Annotated in this window: 24 protein-coding genes; 9 read left to right on the top strand and 15 right to left on the bottom strand. The window is 41.2% G+C overall.

The genetic code is table 11. From position 1 onward, the window contains the following. Positions 1-34: 34 nt before the first annotated feature. Both MGG13_RS03000 and MGG13_RS02995 read left to right on the top strand, forming a co-directional pair. Positions 35-289 (top strand): GlsB/YeaQ/YmgE family stress response membrane protein, encoded by a 255-nt coding sequence (locus MGG13_RS03000; RefSeq protein WP_239035323.1) that lies wholly within the window; start codon positions 35-37, stop codon positions 287-289. A 46-nt stretch (positions 290-335) separates the two neighbouring features. Next, complete coding sequence (locus MGG13_RS02995; RefSeq protein ID WP_239035322.1) at positions 336-788, top strand: DUF4385 domain-containing protein; 453 nt, start codon at positions 336-338, stop codon at positions 786-788. Between the two features lie 73 nt (positions 789-861). Here the strand turns inward: MGG13_RS02995 and MGG13_RS02990 are convergent, their stop codons facing one another. After that, positions 862-1,581: a YwiC-like family protein gene (locus MGG13_RS02990; protein WP_239035321.1), complete on the bottom strand. Its 720-nt coding sequence runs from the start codon at positions 1,579-1,581 to the stop codon at positions 862-864. A gap of 120 nt (positions 1,582-1,701) precedes the next feature. On the opposite strand from MGG13_RS02990, the gene MGG13_RS02985 reads away from it, so the two are divergent. Then, complete coding sequence (locus MGG13_RS02985) at positions 1,702-2,496, top strand: TIGR00266 family protein (protein ID WP_133430868.1); 795 nt, start codon at positions 1,702-1,704, stop codon at positions 2,494-2,496. Between the two features lie 166 nt (positions 2,497-2,662). On the opposite strand, the gene MGG13_RS02980 is transcribed toward MGG13_RS02985, so the two are convergent. The 8 genes from MGG13_RS02980 to MGG13_RS02945 form a co-directional block, all read right to left on the bottom strand. After that, a complete protein-coding gene (locus tag MGG13_RS02980) occupies positions 2,663-3,367 on the bottom strand; it encodes a pseudouridine synthase (RefSeq protein ID WP_239035320.1) in 705 nt (234 codons plus the stop codon). Between the two features lie 37 nt (positions 3,368-3,404). After that, entirely contained in the window at positions 3,405-3,713 is a 309-nt protein-coding gene (locus MGG13_RS02975; RefSeq protein ID WP_133430870.1) for a DUF3817 domain-containing protein, read from the bottom strand. Next, the gene (locus tag MGG13_RS02970) at positions 3,710-5,047 is read right to left on the bottom strand and encodes a hemolysin family protein (RefSeq protein ID WP_133430871.1); all 1,338 of its coding nucleotides are present in this window, start codon (positions 5,045-5,047) and stop codon (positions 3,710-3,712) included. Before MGG13_RS02970 ends, MGG13_RS02975 begins: the two co-directional genes overlap by 4 nt. A 108-nt stretch (positions 5,048-5,155) precedes the next feature. Then, positions 5,156-5,929: an alpha/beta fold hydrolase gene (locus MGG13_RS02965; protein ID WP_133430872.1), complete on the bottom strand. Its 774-nt coding sequence runs from the start codon at positions 5,927-5,929 to the stop codon at positions 5,156-5,158. A gap of 110 nt (positions 5,930-6,039) precedes the next feature. Next, entirely contained in the window at positions 6,040-7,944 is a 1,905-nt protein-coding gene (locus tag MGG13_RS02960; protein WP_239035319.1) for a PTS fructose transporter subunit IIABC, read from the bottom strand. 19 nt (positions 7,945-7,963) lie between these two features. Continuing rightward, positions 7,964-8,866 carry a 1-phosphofructokinase gene (gene pfkB / locus MGG13_RS02955; RefSeq protein ID WP_133430874.1) on the bottom strand — a complete coding sequence of 301 codons (903 nt, stop codon included), beginning with the start codon at positions 8,864-8,866 and terminating at the stop codon, positions 7,964-7,966. Between the two features lies 1 nt (position 8,867). Next, positions 8,868-9,599 (bottom strand): DeoR/GlpR family DNA-binding transcription regulator, encoded by a 732-nt coding sequence (locus MGG13_RS02950; RefSeq protein WP_239035318.1) that lies wholly within the window; start codon positions 9,597-9,599, stop codon positions 8,868-8,870. Positions 9,600-9,721: 122 nt separating this feature from the next. Then, positions 9,722-10,621, bottom strand: a complete 900-nt coding sequence (locus MGG13_RS02945; RefSeq protein WP_239035317.1) for a CobW family GTP-binding protein — start codon at positions 10,619-10,621, stop codon at positions 9,722-9,724. Between the two features lie 133 nt (positions 10,622-10,754). Between MGG13_RS02945 and MGG13_RS02940 the strand changes: the two genes are divergently transcribed. After that, a complete protein-coding gene (locus MGG13_RS02940; protein WP_133430877.1) occupies positions 10,755-11,195 on the top strand; it encodes a MarR family winged helix-turn-helix transcriptional regulator in 441 nt (146 codons plus the stop codon). An 18-nt stretch (positions 11,196-11,213) separates the two neighbouring features. Here the strand turns inward: MGG13_RS02940 and MGG13_RS02935 are convergent, their stop codons facing one another. The 3 genes from MGG13_RS02935 to MGG13_RS02925 are packed head-to-tail and all read right to left on the bottom strand — an operon-like array spanning position 11,214 to position 15,279. Beyond that, positions 11,214-12,059, bottom strand: coding sequence for a DegV family protein (locus tag MGG13_RS02935; RefSeq protein WP_239035316.1), 846 nt, complete (start codon positions 12,057-12,059; stop codon positions 11,214-11,216). A 9-nt stretch (positions 12,060-12,068) separates the two neighbouring features. Further along, positions 12,069-13,694: an amino acid ABC transporter ATP-binding/permease protein gene (locus tag MGG13_RS02930; RefSeq protein WP_239035315.1), complete on the bottom strand. Its 1,626-nt coding sequence runs from the start codon at positions 13,692-13,694 to the stop codon at positions 12,069-12,071. Beyond that, complete coding sequence (locus tag MGG13_RS02925) at positions 13,687-15,279, bottom strand: ABC transporter ATP-binding protein/permease (protein WP_239035314.1); 1,593 nt, start codon at positions 15,277-15,279, stop codon at positions 13,687-13,689. The genes MGG13_RS02930 and MGG13_RS02925 overlap by 8 nt, the downstream gene beginning before the upstream one ends. A gap of 146 nt (positions 15,280-15,425) precedes the next feature. Here MGG13_RS02925 and MGG13_RS02920 point away from each other — a divergent pair, with 146 nt between their 5' ends. The 4 genes from MGG13_RS02920 (at position 15,426) to MGG13_RS02905 (ending at position 17,891) form a co-directional block, all read left to right on the top strand. Then, positions 15,426-16,268 (top strand): undecaprenyl-diphosphate phosphatase, encoded by an 843-nt coding sequence (locus MGG13_RS02920; RefSeq protein ID WP_239035313.1) that lies wholly within the window; start codon positions 15,426-15,428, stop codon positions 16,266-16,268. 22 nt (positions 16,269-16,290) lie between these two features. Then, positions 16,291-16,710, top strand: a complete 420-nt coding sequence (locus tag MGG13_RS02915) for a MarR family winged helix-turn-helix transcriptional regulator (protein WP_133430882.1) — start codon at positions 16,291-16,293, stop codon at positions 16,708-16,710. Positions 16,711-16,802: 92 nt separating this feature from the next. Further along, on the top strand, positions 16,803-17,447 hold the full coding sequence (locus tag MGG13_RS02910) for a hypothetical protein (protein WP_239035312.1): 645 nt from the start codon (positions 16,803-16,805) through the stop codon (positions 17,445-17,447). Then, complete coding sequence (locus MGG13_RS02905) at positions 17,448-17,891, top strand: YaiI/YqxD family protein (protein WP_239035311.1); 444 nt, start codon at positions 17,448-17,450, stop codon at positions 17,889-17,891. It begins immediately after the preceding gene. Here MGG13_RS02905 and MGG13_RS02900 read toward each other — a convergent pair. After that, positions 17,885-18,352 carry a GNAT family N-acetyltransferase gene (locus MGG13_RS02900; protein WP_239035310.1) on the bottom strand — a complete coding sequence of 156 codons (468 nt, stop codon included), beginning with the start codon at positions 18,350-18,352 and terminating at the stop codon, positions 17,885-17,887. The two genes, MGG13_RS02905 and MGG13_RS02900, sit on opposite strands and share 7 nt — an antisense overlap. A 49-nt stretch (positions 18,353-18,401) precedes the next feature. Between MGG13_RS02900 and MGG13_RS02895 the strand changes: the two genes are divergently transcribed. Further along, complete coding sequence (locus MGG13_RS02895; protein WP_133430886.1) at positions 18,402-18,938, top strand: LOG family protein; 537 nt, start codon at positions 18,402-18,404, stop codon at positions 18,936-18,938. Here MGG13_RS02895 and MGG13_RS02890 read toward each other — a convergent pair. Both MGG13_RS02890 and MGG13_RS02885 read right to left on the bottom strand, forming a co-directional pair. Then, on the bottom strand, positions 18,912-19,379 hold the full coding sequence (locus tag MGG13_RS02890; protein WP_239035309.1) for a 2-thiouracil desulfurase family protein: 468 nt from the start codon (positions 19,377-19,379) through the stop codon (positions 18,912-18,914). The genes MGG13_RS02895 and MGG13_RS02890 overlap by 27 nt on opposite strands. Further along, the gene (locus tag MGG13_RS02885) at positions 19,376-19,912 is read right to left on the bottom strand and encodes a GNAT family N-acetyltransferase (protein ID WP_133430888.1); all 537 of its coding nucleotides are present in this window, start codon (positions 19,910-19,912) and stop codon (positions 19,376-19,378) included. Before MGG13_RS02885 ends, MGG13_RS02890 begins: the two co-directional genes overlap by 4 nt. Positions 19,913-19,930: the final 18 nt, after the last annotated feature.

Below are 19,930 nucleotides of genomic sequence, written 5' to 3'. Positions count from 1 at the left end.
TTCTTTTAATTTTATTTCGTAGGAGGAAATACACATGGGCTTTATTTTAATGTTAATTATGGGTGGTCTTATCGGCTGGATAGCAGGTATGATCATGGGTACTGATATTCCAGGTGGAAAACTCGGTAACATCATCGCAGGTTTACTTGGTTCAATGTTAGGTACTTTCTTACTTGGACATTGGGGACCAAAAATTTGGGATGTCTATATTTTACCAGCTTTAGTAGGTACAATTCTTTTAATTGCTCTCGCATCTATCATTTTAAATATGATGCACAAACGTCGTTAATTTTTCAAAGAGCCTTGAAGGCTCTTTTTTTATGAGGAGGTTTTTTGTGAAAGAATTCAATTATGATCAGGATTTTGATGCGCTGGATTTCAGAAAACATCCTGAGCTGTATCAAGTAGGACGTGGCGAACAAGGTGTATTATTAGTCCAGCCCTATAAAAATGAAATATTACCTTACTGGCGATTTAAGACACCAGAAATCGCTAAAGAATCAGCTGAAAAAATATACGAACTCTATCAGAATTATAAGAAAGAAAACGATTTTGTCGGCATGGACATGTCTCGTAAGTTCATCCAGATGGGTTACACCCGTGCGATGCGTTATGCCCATCATAAAAGCGGCAAGAAGTATGCAGAGAATGGGTCTGTCTATTTGAACGACGAAGCACCGGAAAAAAGAGAATCTGCACTTATCTTCAAGGAATACTGGGATACTATTCGGGAAGATAAAGAATATTTAAAGATGAAAAAAGAACATCGCGAGAAATATGAAAAATGACGACCGAGTGGTCGTCATTTTTTTGGAGACAAGCGTTATCAGCGATAAATACCGTTTATCGCCAGTAACTCCACTATTTAAGAAAATACAACGCTACAAAGAATGTCACGAAGCAGGCATTCGCTATTTCAACTATCCCTATCTTCATCGGCTTATAATTCTTGCCATAGAACGTTACCGCTCTAATCAAACTAGGGACTACGGCAATTCCCATCAGAACGTGGAACCAAAATCCTGCAACCACCAGTAGCATATGATAACTAAAAGATAGCCATTTATACTTTACATTTCGTTTTTCACGAATCATTGTTTTAACGTAAAGAATCGTACCCACAAAATACAGAAAACTGAAAACAAAGACTTTGATCATCTCACCATCTAATTCTTCATGCCCGATAAAATAACTGATGCAGCCGGCTATAGAAAAAATGATCACTGCACTGAGATCATTTAACACATTTCGTTCATCACGGATACTCGCAAAGTAAATATTAAGTCCGCCAAAAGGAATCATCATGCCAAAAAAGAACAGTAATGACGGCTGGCGAAGAATCAGAACTCCTAAACATAATGCCGCAAGCACACCAAACATGCCAGCTGACAATAAATAGCCATTATCTTTTTTACGTTTTTTGATATAGAACAGTAAATTATCTGTCGCAAAGAAGACTAAAAACCAGCCTAATATAAATAATAAGTGAAATAGATTAAACTCTCCCGCAAAGACTCCAAATAAAAAAGGCATAATCAGCATAGCCCAGACTCCGTGCTGATTAGGTTTTTTAAATTTCATAGGATTCACCTCAAGCTCATTATACTAAAGGTGTATTTGTTATCTATCTTTCATTCTTAACAACTTTGTGGCGATTAATCATACAAATCGTTATACTGGAGAAAAAAGGGAGATGACAAGATGAATAACCATGAAATAGATTATAAAATTTACGGTGATGATATCCAGTATGTGGAGATAGAGCTTGATCCGAATGAAACAGTTGTATCTGAAGCTGGCAGTATGATGATGGTCAACCCTAATATTGAACTTGCAACAATCTTCGGCGATGGTTCTAAGCAAGGTGGCGGCTTTATGGATAAACTTTTTTCTGCCGGCAAACGTACATTGACTGGTGAAAGTCTTTTTATGACGACTTTCACAAACCGTGGACATCAAAAAGAACATGTCTATTTGGCAGCACCTTATCCAGGTAAGATCATTCCACTGGACCTTAGTCGTTTAAATGGTGAATTTATCTGTCAGAAAGATGCATTTTTAGCGGCTGCTAAAGGTGTTTCAGTTGATATCGCACTTCAGAAAAAGCTCGGTGTCGGCTTCTTCGGTGGTGAAGGCTTTATTATGCAGCGACTGACTGGTGATGGCATGGCCTTTATTCATGCAGGCGGAGCGATTGTTGAACGTCATTTACAGCCAGGTGAAGTCCTGCAGATTGATACAGGTTGTTTAGTCGGTATGACGTCAAGCGTTCACTATGATATTGAACCGATACCTGGTATCAAAACAAAAATGTTCGGCGGCGAAGGCTTATGGTTTGCGCGTGTCCAAGGTCCAGGAACAGTTTTCGTTCAATCATTACCATTCTCTCGTCTGGCAAGCCGTGTATTTGCTGCAGCGCCCGCTTCAGGGAAAAGTTCAAGCTATGGTGAAGGCAGCCCACTCGGTGGACTGTTTGACATGCTCGGCGGTGAATAATAAAGCGGTGATTGCCTATTAAATATTCAGAAATGTAAACAGCGATAAAATCTGATTGAATCAGAATTTATCGCTGTTTTTTATGATATGCAGCGTCTGCTCATTTAGTGAGCATCATCCCGCTAACTGCTTTTGCGGGACTTTACGCGGCGCTCATTCACTCATCTTATCTTTTCGGCTGATAGTCCAGCTGTCTGAAAAGTTCATCCTTCTCTATCTGTGTTAAATCTTTCCACTCACCTAGTTTCAAATCATCTACATGAATGTTCATCACTCGTATGCGGCGTAACTGTCTGACCTCAAAGCCAAGAGCTTCACACATCCGTCTGATCTGTCGGTTGAGTCCCTGCATCAGTATGATATTAAATGTCCGGTCATTAATTTTTCTGACTTGAGCCGGTAATGTCGTTGTCCCGAGAATATCTACACCGCCTGCCATCTGTTCGATAAAATCATCAGTGATTTTCTTGTCGACGGACACCACATATTCCTTCTCATGTTTATTTTCCACACGCAGGATTTCATTGACGATATCCCCGTCATTCGTCAGTAAAATCAAGCCCTCTGAATCTTTATCCAGTCTTCCGATATGAAAGATACGCTCCTGATGTCCAACAAAATCCACGATATTTCCTTTAATGTGACGTTCTGTTGTTGAAGTAATGCCTCTTGGTTTATTTAATTTCAGGTAAACATAACTTTTCTCGAGTGTAACAGCATTACCATCAACAGTGACAACGTCTCCTTCTTCTACTTTGCTCCCGAGTTCTGCTAATTCACCGTTAATTTTAACGCGACCGGCATCTATATATTTATCTGCTCCACGTCTAGATGTAATACCGGATTCTGAAAGATATTTATTGATTCTCATCGCTTAACCTCCAAAAAAAGAGAGACCCTCGTCTCTCTTATTCGTTTCTATAATATAAAGTCCTTTTATAATAATGATCAAATACAAATGTACCAAAAGGCAGGAATGCTGAAATTACAGCGCCGGCCACCCATTTAAAGGTCCATTTAAGTTTGAACATCAACCAGATAACCAGAATGATATAAACAGTAAACAGAAAGCCATGAATAGAGCCGAAGACCGTCACCACTTCCGGCTTACCTGCAAAGCGCTTTAGAGGAACCGCTATAAAGAAAAGAATTAAAAGCGATCCACCTTCCAGATAACTAAAAAAGCGAAACAAACTATTTAATGTTGAATGGTTCATGCTTCAGTTTCACCGTTTTCTTCTTCTCTTGATGCGTGGAAATCCTTGTGAAGCGCCACTGATTTAATCTGATGGCTTTCCGCATCCAGCACAACCCATTTATCAAAGTGGGTATCGACATAATCATCTTTATCGATATCAGGATTCTGTGCCTGCATCCAGCCGCCAATCGTATCGATATCGTCTGATTCTTCGAAAGTGATACCAAATTGCTCTTCTATATCTGCTAATAAAACTCTACCGTTAATCTGATAAGTCGCTTCACCGGTCTTGATAATATCGTTGACTTCGTCATCATCGAATTCATCACGAATTTCGCCGACAATCTCTTCTAGAATATCTTCCATCGTCAGAATACCTGCTGTACCACCGTATTCGTCAATAACAAGTGCCATATGAACGCGTTCACGCTGCATTTTAATCAGAGCATCACTGATTCGAGTGACCTCATGAATAAGGGGCAGATCATGGACGTGTTCTTTAATGCGGACTGGATCACCAGACGCATATTTAGTCAGGAATTCTTTGACGTTGATAAAACCGATAATATGGTCTTTATCCCCATCTTCTGTAATCGGATAGCGAGTAAACTGGTGTTCATTGACCACTTCAAGCAGTTCTGAAATATCAAATGGCTGCGTCAGTGAAATCATCTGTGTACGCGGCACCATAATGTCTTTAGCCAGACGTTCATCAAATGAAAAGATATTCTGCATATAAGCAAGTTCAGTCCGGTTGATTTCACCGCTCTGGTAACTTTGCGTCATAATAATCTTCAGTTCATCTTCGCTCATCGCCTGTTCATGCCCGGCCGGCTGTACACCCACCATTCTGAGAATAGTACGCGCCGTACCGTTCATCGCCCAGATTAAAGGTTTCATCAGAATACCGAAGTAATAAAGCGGTCTCGCAAAAATTAAAGTCATCCGTTCCGCATATTGGATAGCGAGTGACTTAGGCGCTAATTCCCCTAACACAACGTGCAGGAAAGTCACAATCAGGAAACTGAGTGCGATTGAAATGGGCTTCGCGAGTTCAACAGGAATGTGTAAGAGTTCCAGTCCTGGATGGATGACTGCTTCAAAAGTCGATTCACCGATCCAACCGAGTCCAAGTGCTGTGACAGTAATACCTAACTGACAGGCAGATAAGTAATAATCCAGTTCATGAACCATGTGCTGGACAATCTTAGCTGCTTTGTTGCCTTCAGATACGAGTTGATCGATACGAGAAAGTCTGACTTTAACTAAACTGAATTCAGATCCAACGAAAAGTGCAGTCATTAAGATTAAAAATGCAAATACGAAAAGCTTGATTATGGTCTCTATGTCCAATTAATTCCCTAGAATTAGGGATTCACCTCCGAAAAATTTTATGACTGCCTAAATGACAGCCACTTTTAAAAATATTAATTCTATTCTAACACATTTTATGCCGCAGCGTTACACGTGCGACATAATGAATCGTTTAGAAATATCATTGAAAATATCTGGCTGATCAATATTACAGACATGACCACAGTTTTCAATAATCTCTACTTTAAAGTTGCTGTTTTCTTCAGCCACTTTTCTGACCGGCGGGATAAAAAGATAGTCTTCAGACCCCATGATAAAGACGGTCGGAATTTTTTTAGTCGAGACCTGTAGATGGCTCAAGTAAGGGTTGATCAGTTTCGTCAGACTGAACCATTTAACAAACTGCTTCTGACTCATTTTTTTTGCTTCATTGACAAACGCAAGTCGGGATTCCTCGTGGTTTTTTCTTGGCATAATGATATATGCAAACAATTTATAGAGGAGCATAAATGGAATGATGCGCTTAATAGTGCGACCCAGCCATAGTAAAAGTTTTGTCCGTATATCAAGTGCGATAATAGCGCCGCCTAATACGAGTGACTGCACACGTTCTGGATAACGGTCAGCCAGAGACTGCGAAACGATAGTTCCAAGACTCATACCGATAACATGCGTTCTCTCAATCCCCAAGTGGTCACAGACTTCTATCACTTCAGCTGCTAAATGACCGAATGTATCTCCTTTTTTCCACTTATCCTCTTTGGATTTACCATGTCCACGTAAATCCACAAGCAAGATATTAAAATCTTTTCTGAAGTAGCGAATCTGCTTAAACCAGATCGTCGAACTGCCGCCCGCACCATGAATAAAGGTGATCCAGGGCGCCTCCTTATCTTTTATATATGTTTTGTAGTATAACATGGGCTCATCCTTCTTTACTAAGTTAACTATAATGTTATAAAATTTACCCCTTTATTACAATATATAACGTCAGTTATTAAAAAACATCCGACATAAGTCGGATGCTTAAATTATTCCATTGCCATTTCAGCCTGAAGCTCTTCTTCAGTAAGTTTCGGTTTAATAAAACCATAAATTAATGCAGAGACCACTGTACCAATCAGAAGAGCCAGTAAAAACATCGGCCAGTGTGCTTTATCTAACCAGATAACGAACATACCGCCATGCGGTGCTGGTACTCGGCAGCCGAATGCCATCGCAAGTGCACCAGCTGTCGCGCTACCTGCTATCATAGAAGGAATGACGCGGAGTGGATCTGCCGCTGCAAATGGAATCGCACCTTCCGTGATAAATGAAGCACCCATGACCGCATTAGAGACAGTAGAACCACGCTGAACTTTAGTGAATTTACGTCTGAAGATAATCATCGCAAGCGCAATCGCAAGTGGTGGCACCATACCCCCGATCATCGCTGCAGTAATCGGTGCATAGTTACCTGCATCAATCGCTGCAATCCCAAATGCGTAGGCTGCTTTATTGAATGGACCACCCATATCGATAGCCATCATACCACCGAGTACGAGTCCGAGCAGGATGATATTCGTACCGCTCATGTCATTCAGTGTTGTTGTCAGTAAGTCATTCAACCATTTTGCCGGTGGATTGACTAAATAGCACATAATTAAACCAGTCAGACCGACACCGAGTACAGGATAAAGTAAAGTTGGCTTAATGCCTTCAAGTGCTTGTGGCAGACCACTGAACAGTGCTTTTAAGCCTCTGACTAAGTAACCTGCAAGGAATCCGGCAACAAGTCCACCTAAGAACCCAGAACCGCCATGTACAGCCATCAGACCACCCACCATACCTGGAGCGAGACCTGGACGGTCAGCGATACTGTATGCGATGAAACCAGCGAGTATTGGAATCATCAGTCCGAATGCACCATTGCCGCCACCAATTGTATTAAGTGCAGCTGCAAATGCATTATATTCTTCACTTTTCGGATCCGCAGAGTGTATACCCCAGAAGAAACTGAGCGCAATAAGTATTCCCCCGGCAATAACGAACGGCAGCATGTTGGATACACCGCTCATCAGATGTTTATAGAATCCTTTTTTCTCACCTGACTCTGTTGTACGTGCTTTAGAAGTTGCGACAAATTTAGGTCGTGAATCATCCTGTGCCATGTTGATCAGTTCTTCCGGACGTTTAATCCCGTCTGCCACTGGCACCATGACCACATTTTTACCATCGAAGCGTGCTGTATCGACATTGACATCTGCTGCAACGATGATACCTTTTGCGCGTCTGATTTCATCATCTGTCAGCTTGTTTTTAACACCGCCAGAGCCATTGGTCTCGACTTTAATAGGAATACCCATTTTCGCAGCTTTATTTTTCAGAGAATCCGCTGCCATATAAGTATGCGCAATACCTGTCGGACAAGCTGTGACCGCTAAAATAAGATTATCATCAGCAGCTGGAGCTGAAGCAGCCACTTCCTCAACTTCTGCTTCACTTTCATCATTCTGATCGATAATAGCAAGTACTTCTTCTTTAGAAGTAGCGTTCAGTAACTGGGCTCTTACTTCTTCATTCATCAGAATACCGGATAATTTAGCCAGTGCATCCAGATGGGTCTGAGCGCCGCCTGCTGGTGCTGCAATCATGAAGAAAAGATGTGCCGGTGTTCCGTCCAGTGATTCATAATCCACACCTGGTTTTGATTTTCCGAACGCAATAGCCGGTACTTTAACTGCATCAGTCTTCGCATGTGGAATGGCAATGCCTTCTCCAATTCCTGTTGTACTTTGTGCTTCACGTGCATGAATGGCTTCACGGTAGGCTTCTTTATCATTCAGTTTGCCTGCCTGCCATAGTGTTTCAACGAGTTCATCTATCACTGTATTTTTAGTCGAAGCATTTAAATCCATCGCAATAGTAGACTGTGTCAGTAGTTCTGTAATTCTCATAGGTTTACCCTCCTTATTTTTAGACAATCGTCAATTTAATATCTGATAATACGTTATCTATCTGTTCTTTCGTTGCAAGATCTTCTGTAAATGCAGTCGCTGTCCCAGAAGCAACAGCCAGCTTAAAGCTCTCTTCTAGAGACAGTCCTCTGGCGATACCCGCTATCATACCTGCTACTGTAGAGTCTCCTGAACCTACTGTATTGACCACTTTGCCGCTAGGTACTTCCGCCTTGTAGACAAGTGATTCACTCACAAATAAAGCACCTTCCCCGCCAAGTGAAACCATGACATTTTTGGCACCTTGCTTAATGAGTTCTCTTGCGCAGTCTTTAATTTCATCGACTGTCTCAAGCTTTCTATCAAAAATCTGTTCAAGCTCTGCTTTATTCGGCTTAATGAACTCAGGATGACTATCAAGTACCGATAACAGCAAATCTTTCTCTGCATCTACAACAAGTTTTCCAGGACACATCTGCGCTATTTTACGATAGATATCTGCATTCATTGAAGAAGGAATACTGCCCGCGAGCACCAGTGTATCTTCAGGAGATAATCTCCTAATCTGCTCAAGCAGCTGCTCTGTCTGTTCATTTGTCACTGCTGGACCAGGCGCATTGATTTCTGTTTCAGATGCACCTTTTAGTTTAATGTTGATTCGTGTATCCTCTGCTACTTCAATAAAGTCCGTCATAATATCTGCTTCCTGCAGACTGTTTTTGATGAACTCTCCAGGAAACCCGCCTGTAAAGCCGAGTGCTGTCGATTCAACACCATGTGATTTCAGAACACGCGATACATTAATACCTTTGCCGCCTGCAAACTTATAAGTTTGTCCTGCTCTGTTGAGTTCACCTAGTTTAATCGTATCAGTGAACACAATATAATCGACTGACGGATTTAAAGTCACGGTATAGATCATGCTATCCCACCTTTATATATTTATTATATTGATTGTTATAAGAATGATGATTGGTGATAATACTTCCTTCACTGAGGGGTGTAATCGTCGCAAATGTCACTTGGTCGAATTTCGATTCGTCAGCCAGATAATAGCTCTTGACGCTCTGGTTGATAGCTAGACGTTTAATCGCCGCTTCTTCCGGATCAGGGGTTGTCAACCCTTTATCAGCATCTACACCATTCACACCGATAAAAGCCAGATTAAAATTAAAAGTTTTCAGCATCTCTTCAGCAGAACAGCCGACATTAGCCATCGTATTCTGCTTGACAAAACCGCCGATCATAATCGTTTTAATCCCTCGTTCAACAAGTGCCGTCACATGAATCACGCTATTGGTGATGACTGTCAGATTCTGCTGGGTTAAATAAGGAATCATGGCAAGTGTCGAGCTGCCGGCATCAAGATAGATGCAGGCACCGTCATTAATCAGTGCAGCTGCGTGTTTCGCTATCTCATCTTTCTCACGGACAAATCTTGTCGTCTTGATTTCAAGCTGTGTATCCTGCAGATCTGCTACTTGTTTAGCACCCCCGTGGACTCGTATTAATTGACCCTTTTCTTCCAGTGCAGATAAGTCTCGTCTAATAGTAGATTCACTGCTGCCTATTGTATCTGTCAGTTGCTGTAAAGTGACAATGTCATGTTGACTGAGCATGTCACAGATGATCTCATGACGTTTTTCAGTAAGCATTATCTGACCCCCTTATCTCCCCTTTAGTATAATGTTACCGTTTACAGAAATCAATCAAAAACTACCAAAAACATTCAAAAACTTTCATCAATAATCAAAAAAAAGACAATCACCTGATTGTCTTAACTGAATTGCAGCTGATCCAGCTGATCCAATATTTTATTTTTGTCCAGCTGCTCACCGATTACAACAAGCTTAAGCGGCAGGTTCATGTCTTCAGGTTCATACTGCGGGATGCCGTATGAATATTGAAACAGGACGACCTGACCGGGATTCTCTCTGAACTTGATATAGCCTTTGATTCTTAGTACGCTGTCCGGTAACTCTCTGAGCCAGTTGACAAATTGACGGCTATCGACAGGAGCAGAAAATGTATACACCATCGACTGGATGCCATGATGCAGATGCTGATGAGACTCACGCTTTTCCCCTTCTAATTCAAATACTGAATCCGGTACAGCTGAATAAGAAGTGACATATATGTCACCAGTCGAATTGAGCTGCTGAATCTGCTGTCTGACTAAATCTATCTCGTCTTCTGTCATCAGATCCTTTTTATTAATCATCACACTGTGCGCATAGCGGACTTGCTCCTCCATTAATTGAACAGTCGTCACACTGTATTTGGCCCGAGCAAGAAAACGGGGCCCGTCGACTAATGTCAATATGGACTGTATTTGAATGTAACTTGTTAAAGACGGTGCAAGGCATGCATCGTAAATTTCAACAGGATGCGCGACACCTGTTGCTTCAATAATGATGATATCCGGCTGATGTCGGTGTCTGATATCATGTAGCTGCACTTCGACATCACTTTTTAAATCACAGCAGATACAGCCGTTCAGAAGCTCATTCATCGGTGTATCATCACCTAATATAGTAGAATCTACATTAAACTGTCCGAGCTCATTCATCAGAATTGCAACTTTCTGACCTTGCCACTGTGTTAACATCTGTTTCAGCAATGTGGTTTTACCACTGCCTAAAAAACCGCTAATAATGTAAAGTTTAATCTTATTCATAAATTCCTCCAGCATACAGTTTTTAATTACATTTACATGTTATTCAAATATTATTGCCTTGAATTAAAAACGTTTTTATAATAAGGTTATTAAGTATCATACTACCAAGAAAATATTTAAGGCGGGGAACTCAATGTCAGATAATTTTAAGCTCGACAAACAGCTGTGTTTCAGTCTCTATAACGCACAGCGTAAGATGAATCGCTTCTATACTAATAAAGTATTTAAACAATATAATCTTACTTATCCGCAGTACCTCGTTCTCTCCATACTCTGGCAGATTTCACCTGTCAATGTCAAGACACTCGTAGAGGAGCTGGCACTTGATACAGGTACTATCTCTCCTCTTCTCAAACGTATGGAAGCAAATGAACTGATTGTTCGCGAGCGCTCTGAACTTGATCAGCGGGAAGTATTCATCCATCTCACAGACAAAAGTCGTGCAATTCAGAAACCGCTCCAGAATTGCACTGACGTTCTACTAGATGCGGATATCCTTTCAGACAAAGAAATCGACGAACTGAAAGCATTGCTGGATAAAATGGTCGATAATATGAATAACAAAATAACCTGAGCAGATGCTCAGGTTATTTTAATTTTTAAGCCAGCCCACAGATACAGTACCATATCCCGTATGCACACTTGCGACTGCAACCATATAATCCTCATGAATAATAAGTTCCGGATAGTCTTTTTGTAATCGTTCTACATATTTCTGTGCTTCTTCTTGATCACCTGAATTCAATACACAGATTTCTTTAAGTTGTTCTTTCTCAATGGCTTCTTCCACTATTTCAATCATACGCTCAAATACTTTTTTGCGCGTTCTGACTTTTTCGTAAGGAATGATTTTTCCTTCTTCCAGGCTTAAAATTAGCTGAATACTGAGAAGACCTGCTAAAAAACTCTGGGAGGCACTGAGTCGACCGCTTCTTCTGACCTGCTGCAGATTTTTGGGCTGCAGATAGAGGACAGTGTCATTTACTCGTTTTTTAATATGATTGACTGCCGTCTCAAAAGATTCTCCGCTTTCAGTCAGTGCCATACCTTCCAGCACCATTTTCTTATAAGGATAAGAACCGGTACGCGAATCTATAACAGCTGACTTTATCTCTACTTCGCTGCTCGCGGTCAGAGAATTTTGATAAGAACCTGTCAGTTCACTCGTCGGGTGGACAGCGATAACAGCGTCATATCCATCTTCTTTTATTTTGTGATACGTATCCAGCATCGCCTGAAAATTCGGCTGAGAGGATTTAGCACCTTCACCGTACTGTTTCAGAAGTTGATAAAACTCCTCTGATGACAGATTGACTTGGTCGATGTAACTGCGGTCATTTAAGATCAGACCCATCGGCACTACATACAGAGCATGTTCTGCAATTTCTTCTTTCGTAAATCCAGCCGCTGTATCGACTAACCATGCTATTTTTGTCATGTTGTCCTCCTAATTGATTCTCTGACGTTCCAATAAAACATTCTGATAGAAAATGCCTCGTCTCTCCATTAATGACTCGAAATGTCCAGACTCCATCAATTTTCCATCTTCCAATACATAAATCATATCAAAGTCCTGTAAGATTTCAAGTTCATGACTGATGACGACCACTGTATTTTGCTTGAGAATCTGTTCTATCATCAGCTGTCTGTTTACAACATCGATACCGTTGAACGGTTCGTCGAGCAGCCATAGAGGTCTATCTCTGAGCAATAATCTGATAAAGTGCAGTCGCTGGCGTTCACCACCCGATAAATTACGCCCAAATTCACTGATTGCGCTGTCTGCTGAAAAAGGTAAATGGAATGCTTCTAAATACTGATTAATCGCTTCAGTATTCTGACTGAAGAGATTATCCTGCACAGTGCCCTGGAAGAAATGATTCTTCTGCTGCATCACATTCAGTTCATTCATATAGCTTTCACGGTCGATGTCCTGCATCGAGAGTCCGTCTGCCAGCATATCACTTGAGTAAAGTCCTGATAAAAGACTCATCAAAGTAGACTTACCTGAGCCGCTGCTGCCGACAATCGCTATCTTTTCGCCTTCACGAATAGTCATAGTCAAGTCATTTAATACCGGACGAACTTGTCCGGGATAAATAAAATGAAGATTTTTGAGTTCAATCGGCAGGACGTGTGCCGGCCGGATTTGGTCTTCCGGTGCAGAAAATGTCAGCAGATGTTCACTCGCCCGCTTCGTTTCCTGGTAATAGAAAGGAAAATTAGTCATTGGAATAGCCATCTCAAAGAGGGTGATAGTCACCATGACGATACTTGCATACATCAGTACAGTGCGGTCCAGCATGACATAGAGTACGCCCCAGATGGCCAGCATACTGAACAAATTGAGCAGCCAGTCGTAGATTGCTATCAGCTGCTTTTCACGCAGAAGATTTTTTTCAAATTCATGTTGAGCTGTTAGAAGTCTCTGTGCATAATGGCCCTGCTGATCGAAGACGGCTAAATCTTCGCGGCCTAGGTTAAAGTCTGCGAGAGTATCCATAAAATCAGTCTGACTGCTTCTTGTCCGGTTTGTCAGTCCGCTGAGCATCCGGCTGAAAACCAGAGGCAGCACCCCTAATATGATGAGCATGACACCCGCGATGACACCGACTGCCTGCCAGTCATAAAAAGCATAGATGACGCAGACATTGAGTGCAGTCAGTAACACGACCACCGGCGGATAGATAACTCTCAGTAATACGTTCTGCAGTTTCTCGATATCATTGACTGTCCGCTGCAGCAGTTCTGATAGACGCCATTTCTGATGTAAATTGACAAAGTCCAGCATCAGCTGGTCAAATGCACTTACTCTGACTTCTTTCAGCATACGGAAGGTAGCATCGTGGCTGATCAGACGTTCAAAATATCTTGCAACTGCCCGCACCACTCCGAGCAGTTTGATGGAAGCTACAAGAATCATCAGTGAATAGAGTGGAACACCATATGCACTTTTAGACAACATCAGACCGCTCAAGCTGAACATACCGATAGCCGTTAAACCACCAATCACGCCTATTAGAATAGCAAGTGACAGCGAGCGATAAGTTTTTTTATCAATCCATTTAAACATTTTGCATCACCGCCTGATAGAATTCCTGATGACTGAAATCTGCACGTGTGCCATGTGACACTTTGCCTCCTTCAATATAAATCAGGTAGTCAGCTGACTGAATGGTCGCCCGCTGATGCGCAATCGTATAAAGCACCGACTGTTTACTGAGCCCTTTTAACGTTGCTCTTACAATTTCTGCTGTCTGTGCATCCAGCATCGCGGTCGGTTCATCAAAAATAATCATCGCCGCCGGATTTAATAGCGCCCGCATGAGCATCAGTCTATGGGTTTCTCCGCCAGACAGCTGCTCGCCGCCACTTCCGAGGACTGTATCAAACCCGTGAGGCAGAGCCTCGATTCGTTCCAGCATATCGACCTGTTTCGCAGCAGAATAAAGTGCCTCTTCAGAAATCGCATTAAACATCGTGACATTATGACGAAGTGTATCATTCATCACAAAAGGCTGCTGGGACATATAAATCAGGTTATTTTCAAGATAAGCAGGCAGTTCAATCTGGCCGTGGCCATGATTCTCTATTCCTGACAGCATTTTAGCGAAGGTTGACTTGCCTGCTCCGCTTGGACCGAATATTACAGCATGACGAATCGGTAATTCGTCATGAATCTGCATACTGAAGTTTGAATAGTTGAGCTGAGTATCCATTCTAATAGAATCACGGTCTGTATATGCATACTGAATACGCTCTGTGTCCTGTTCTTCAAGAAGTTCTGCATAGCCTTCTGCCTGTTTGCCTGTATGGAAGGCAGCACCTAAATCTTTGAGTGCATTATAAAACTCCGGTGCCAGCATCAGCACTACAATAGCCGTGTAGAAAGAAATCGTCTTAAAAACAATCAGGCCGAGTCCTATTTCCAGGGCGATGATCCCGATGGAGAGCATAGTGATAAATTCAATCATCAGTGTAGACAGAAATGCAGTCTTCAGAATAATCATCGTCTTCTCTCTGAACCCTTCAGATTTTTCTGCGATATCCTGTTTAACACGCTCTTCATTATTAAACAGTTTAATCGTCACGATGCCGCGTATAGCATCAAGAAAATAACTGGAAAACTGATTGAGTGCAGTCATCTGATCCGTCGCTTTTTTTGCTGTGTTGATACCGATGATGATATAAAATAACGGTACAAAAGGTGCCGTAATCATCATGATAAAAGCGGCATTCCGATGAAAGAACAGCAGAAAAATAATGATGACTAAAGGAATGATGGCCGAGCGGTAAACTTGCGGCAGATAATCTGCATAGAAACTATCTATGCCTTCTATTCCTTCAGTCGACAGGTTCAGTGCATCAGCAGCAGATTGTTTATCATTGATAAGCGAGCGGCGCAGCTGATGCTTAATCTTAGAACTGAGAACGACACCGAGCCACTTAATGAAAAAATGCAGCACACTTCTTCCTATTAATATAGCGAGAATAATTCCTAACAATTGATACGGAATATTTTGATGCAGCACACCGTCAATCAGCTGTCCGATATTTAAACTCTGCATAATAATAATAGAAGCAAGTAAAATAGAAGCTATAAACAATAAACCATGTATATAAAAATAACGTTTAGATAAACTTGTTAAATATTTCACAATTTCACATCCTCAGTTATATTATAATGATAAATACGCAAAACAAAAATAATACGCTTATACTCATTCACTGTTAAAAATATTCTTATTATATGCTGATATGGTATACTGTCAAAGAAAATGATAAGACACAAGGTGGTTAAGATATGGAATTTTTTATACTGTTAAAAGCGATTATTTTAGGGATTGTTGAAGGTCTGACTGAATTTGCACCTGTCTCTTCTACAGGTCATCAGATTTTAGTGGATGATATGTGGCTGCATTCAGCACAAGTACTCGGATCAAAAGAATCTGCCAATACTTTTAAAATTGTTATTCAGCTTGGTTCAATACTGGCTGCGGCATGGATTTTCAGACATCGTTTCGTTGATATGCTCAGTTTTAAAGCAGAACGTTCGGAGCGTCGTCTTAAACTTTCTCACATCATCATCGGTTTATTGCCAGCAGGTATTGCCGGCCTATTATTTGATGATTTCATCGATGAACATTTATTCTCTGTTCCCACTGTTCTTGTAGGACTTGCGCTCGGTGCTATTCTGATGATTGTTGCTGATATCTATGCGAAAAAAGTTCAGCATCCTCAGACAGTAGACAGTATCACTTATCGTCAGGCCTTCATTATCGGTCTCGTTCAAATCCTTGCTCTCTGGCCAGGATTCTCACGTTCTGGTTCTACCATTTCTGCAGGTGTACTGACAAAGCTTGATCATAAAGCAGCTTCTGATTTCACTTTTATGATGGCTGTTCCTATTATGGCTGCTGCCAGCGCTAAAAGTTTAATCAGTAATTATCAGTATATACATGCTGATCAGACATGGTTCTATATTTTAGGTTTTATTTTTGCATTTATCTTTGGGATTTTATCTATTAAACTTTTCCTCGACCTGATCAACCGTGTCAAACTGATTCCATTCGCCATTTACAGACTGGTACTTGTTGCAATCATTGCTGTATTGTACTTCGGTTTCGGTATCGGTAAAGGGATTTAATTTTTATCTTTAAGGAGTACCTATGAATAAATTATCTTCGCTTGACTATTATCTTTATCATGCGCAGCGTCAAATGATTAAATATTATAATCGCATACTGCTGAAACCTTATGACCTCAGTTATCAGCAGTATCTCGTTCTCATGGTATTGAATGAATCAGATGGCATGCCTGTGCTTAAACTGGGTGAAAGACTGGCATTTCAGTCCGGCACAATCACGCCCATTATTAAAAAGATGGAGATAGCTGATTTAGTGAGCAGAAGCCGTTCAAGTGAGGATGAACGAATCGTACTTGTCCATTTAGCATCTAAAGGTAAAGATCTGATAGAGCAAATCAATCAGATACCTGAGGAAATGCTCGTTCATTCCGGTATCACTTACGCAGATTACAAACACTTAATGTATTTAACTAATAAAATCGCGAACAATATTGAAGAGTAAATAGACGGTTGTCCTTGTGACAGCCGTTTATTTTAAACTTATTAAGGGTAAAATGAAGTTATTAATATGACCTTATGAAGGAGAGAATGATGATGAATGATAAAATCAAAACAGCTGTAAACCTAGGAGCTCTTATACTTGTACCTTTAATCAATGAACGCCACCGCTTAAAGGAAAACCCTGACTATGTAGCCGTTAAAAATAAAACGGTTCATACTGCTATCGCTACAAAAGATGTCGCTGTCAAAGCGAAAGACAAAACTGTTGATACAACTCAGAAAGTCGTTCAGACAACTAAAAATGTCAAAGATAAGACCGTAGCTGCTTCTCAATTTGTTGCGTCGACTGCACAGAACATCCAGGAAAACCGTGCAGAGAACAAAAAAGTTAAACAAACTAAACAGATGAGCAAACAGCTTGAAAAAGAAATCAGTCAACGTCAGAAAGATGAAGACAAACGACTGAAAGAGCGCCAGAAGCAGATGAAAGAAAATCTGGTGAAAGCTGATAAAGAAGCAAAAAAGAAACATAAAACTGAATTAAAAGAAACAAAGAGAAAAGAAGCAGGCAAATCTTCTATCCTCAGCGCTTTCACATCTTCACGTCAAACATCAAAAGTAGAGATACCAGAAACAGTTTATGATTTTGGTCATGATGAGGATTACTCTAATGCACCACTGTTCGAGAAACACCGTGAACAGATGGCTGCTCATATCGAGCGACGCGGCAAATACTAAATGACGATTCTCGTAGATGCTGATGCCTGTCCGGTCATTGCTGAAATTATTGAGCTAGCCGATAACCATCAGCTTAACGTCATATTAGTACGAAATTTTAATCATTATACAAGTAAACATTATCCTGATTTTGTGTCTGTACAGTATGTCGATGACGGTGCAGACAGTGCGGACTATAAAATAGTCGCTTTGACTCGTCCCGGTGACATCGTTATTACTCAGGATTACGGTCTAGCGAGTCTACTTCTTAATAAAAAGGCCATCATTCTTCATCATAACGGTAAACTCTATACGAAAGATAATATAGACCAGTTGCTCACGATACGTCATACAACGCTGCAGATGCGGCGAGCAGGTATCCGTACGAAAGGCCCTAAAGCCTTGTCACCAGCTGATAAAGCCTATTTTAAAGAACAACTAGAAAAAACCATCCTTAATCAATGATTCTGGATGGTTTTTGATAATACTTTTAAGTTAAGTAACCCTTGACGGACGATTCGTTTACGGTCAATAAAACCTGTTTTAATAAACGCATAATAGCCATTATCATTTTTTACATTGACCATCAAATAGAGTTCTGACTTATTCAGACTTGCACAGTATTTTTCTATCGCTTTTAACGCCTGTCTGAAATAGCCTTTCCCTTGTTGACTACTTGAGATAGATAAACCACGTAAATAGATGGCATCTGAGCCTGCACCCATGGTCTTCAGGATGCTGCCCGTTTCCAGTGCAAATACGCCGATCACTTCATTATCTTTTAATATGACAAAAGGTTGATAATCCGCTTTTTTTCGATTGATGATATACTTTGGATGGCCGGAAAATCTCATTTGACTGAGTGATAATGTATAACGTTCTAACGGAATCTCCATCCCAGGGCTTACTTTCATAATTCTGATCATACCGTCACCTCTTGCCATAATGATAACATATTTAGAAAGGATTTTTTCTATGAAATCAGTAGCAGTCTTCTGCGGTTCCCGACTAGGGGCTGATATTTATACAGAACAGGCAAAAAAATTAGGCACTTATCTCGCCGATCACAACATCCGTTTAGTATATGGCGGTGGCAACGTGGGGCTGATGGGTGTTATTGCTGACAGCGTACTCGCGAGTGGTGGTGAAGTCATAGGTGTTATTCCAGGTTTTCTGAGAGATAAAGAAGTCGCACATAACGGGCTGACTGAACTTCATATAGTCGACAATATGCATGAACGCAAAAAAATGATGGCAGACTACTCAGACGGCTTTATTATGATGCCCGGCGGTGCAGGTACATTGGAAGAATTTTTTGAAATCTTCACCTGGGCCCAGCTGGAACTTCATCACAAGCCCATTGGTATTTTCAATATAGACGGCTATTACCATACCCTTTATCAGATGCTGGTTGAAATGCATGACAGAGGCTTTTTAGACGAGCGCTATTTGTCGCTCGCAGTCCTTGAAGAAGAACCTGATGCATTAATCAAAGCAATGACCCTCAATTAGAGGGTCTTTTTCATTGATAACCTGAATGCCGTAACGTTTAAGAAGTGCTGAAGTCACACCTAGTCCCGCTTGTTTCGTGCCGTCAAACTGACCATTATAAATCATATGACTACCACAGCTCGGACTATTTTCCTTTAAAATCACCATAGTTACCTGATGTTTCTGACATATTTCAAGCGTCTGAAGCGCACCCTGTTTGAACTGTTCTGTCACATCCTGACCGGAAACAGTCAAGACGCGACCGTCACCTTGCCAGACCGCTTCACCGTCTCCTCCCACTATTTCTGCAGGTTCTCTTGGGACTAGCAGCCCACCCATCACTTCTGGACAGACGGGCATTGCTTTACCATCCTCTACCCATTGTCTGAGCCGTAAATCAAGCTGATTGCGGCCATCATAGCGAACCGGCTGTCCTACTAAACAGCTACTGATCAGTATCATATTTGATCCTTATAAAGGACATGTTTTTCGAGGGGATGGCCAGACGGAATCATCGGGTGATTAAACGTTCTATATTCAGAGAAGCCGATCTTCTGCATGACACGAATACTCGGCAGATTTCTGACACTGGTCAAACTGAATATAGGCAGGTCTGTCATCTTTCTTCCATAAGAAAGTACAGCTTTGGCGCCTTCAGTTGCGTAGCCCTTCCCCCACGCCTCTTTCCTGAGACGCCAGCCAATCTCATAAAAGGGCATCTCTTCAAGTGAGAACCACTTATTCTTCTCCAGTAGATGCATACCAATAAAACCAATGAACGCTCCAGTTACTTTTTCTTCTACTGCAAATAAGCCGAGATTGTTTTTTTCAATATCGCGCTGCATCTGCTGAAAAACGATTTCTGAACGTTTATAGCTGAGTCTGTCAGGAAAATAACGTCTGACTTCTGCATCAGCATTCATCTGCTGAAACAACGGCAGATCCTTCTGTTGCCAGTTTCTTAAAACCAACCGGTCCGTCTCTATATATTTCATCTCCTCACCTCGTCTCTA

Source organism: Macrococcus brunensis, assembly GCF_022343725.1.
Classification (GTDB): Bacteria; Bacillota; Bacilli; order Staphylococcales; family Staphylococcaceae; genus Macrococcus; species Macrococcus brunensis.
The sequence above is the reverse complement of the archived record's forward strand: the minus strand, read 5'-3'. Positions and strand labels throughout refer to the sequence as shown.

Bases quoted from the DNA above. Each gene is read 5' to 3' on its own strand.
- MGG13_RS02900 (WP_239035310.1), bottom strand. From the start codon at position 18,352: ATGATCAGAATTATGAAAGTAAGCCCTGGGATGGAGATTCCGTTAGAA.
- MGG13_RS02945 (WP_239035317.1), bottom strand. From the start codon at position 10,621: ATGAATAAGATTAAACTTTACATTATTAGCGGTTTTTTAGGCAGTGGT.
- MGG13_RS02985 (WP_133430868.1), top strand. From the start codon at position 1,702: ATGAATAACCATGAAATAGATTATAAAATTTACGGTGATGATATCCAG.
- MGG13_RS02940 (WP_133430877.1), top strand. From the start codon at position 10,755: ATGTCAGATAATTTTAAGCTCGACAAACAGCTGTGTTTCAGTCTCTAT.
- MGG13_RS02885 (WP_133430888.1), bottom strand. From the start codon at position 19,912: ATGAAATATATAGAGACGGACCGGTTGGTTTTAAGAAACTGGCAACAG.
- MGG13_RS02960 (WP_239035319.1), bottom strand. From the start codon at position 7,944: ATGAGAATTACAGAACTACTGACACAGTCTACTATTGCGATGGATTTA.
- MGG13_RS02950 (WP_239035318.1), bottom strand. From the start codon at position 9,599: ATGCTTACTGAAAAACGTCATGAGATCATCTGTGACATGCTCAGTCAA.
- pfkB (WP_133430874.1), bottom strand. From the start codon at position 8,866: ATGATCTATACCGTGACTTTAAATCCGTCAGTCGATTATATTGTGTTC.
- MGG13_RS02975 (WP_133430870.1), bottom strand. From the start codon at position 3,713: ATGAACCATTCAACATTAAATAGTTTGTTTCGCTTTTTTAGTTATCTG.
- MGG13_RS02895 (WP_133430886.1), top strand. From the start codon at position 18,402: ATGAAATCAGTAGCAGTCTTCTGCGGTTCCCGACTAGGGGCTGATATT.
- MGG13_RS02980 (WP_239035320.1), bottom strand. From the start codon at position 3,367: ATGAGAATCAATAAATATCTTTCAGAATCCGGTATTACATCTAGACGT.
- MGG13_RS03000 (WP_239035323.1), top strand. From the start codon at position 35: ATGGGCTTTATTTTAATGTTAATTATGGGTGGTCTTATCGGCTGGATA.
- MGG13_RS02965 (WP_133430872.1), bottom strand. From the start codon at position 5,929: ATGTTATACTACAAAACATATATAAAAGATAAGGAGGCGCCCTGGATC.
- MGG13_RS02990 (WP_239035321.1), bottom strand. From the start codon at position 1,581: ATGAAATTTAAAAAACCTAATCAGCACGGAGTCTGGGCTATGCTGATT.
- MGG13_RS02910 (WP_239035312.1), top strand. From the start codon at position 16,803: ATGAATGATAAAATCAAAACAGCTGTAAACCTAGGAGCTCTTATACTT.
- MGG13_RS02935 (WP_239035316.1), bottom strand. From the start codon at position 12,059: ATGACAAAAATAGCATGGTTAGTCGATACAGCGGCTGGATTTACGAAA.
- MGG13_RS02920 (WP_239035313.1), top strand. From the start codon at position 15,426: ATGGAATTTTTTATACTGTTAAAAGCGATTATTTTAGGGATTGTTGAA.
- MGG13_RS02905 (WP_239035311.1), top strand. From the start codon at position 17,448: ATGACGATTCTCGTAGATGCTGATGCCTGTCCGGTCATTGCTGAAATT.
- MGG13_RS02930 (WP_239035315.1), bottom strand. From the start codon at position 13,694: ATGTTTAAATGGATTGATAAAAAAACTTATCGCTCGCTGTCACTTGCT.
- MGG13_RS02890 (WP_239035309.1), bottom strand. From the start codon at position 19,379: ATGATACTGATCAGTAGCTGTTTAGTAGGACAGCCGGTTCGCTATGAT.
- MGG13_RS02915 (WP_133430882.1), top strand. From the start codon at position 16,291: ATGAATAAATTATCTTCGCTTGACTATTATCTTTATCATGCGCAGCGT.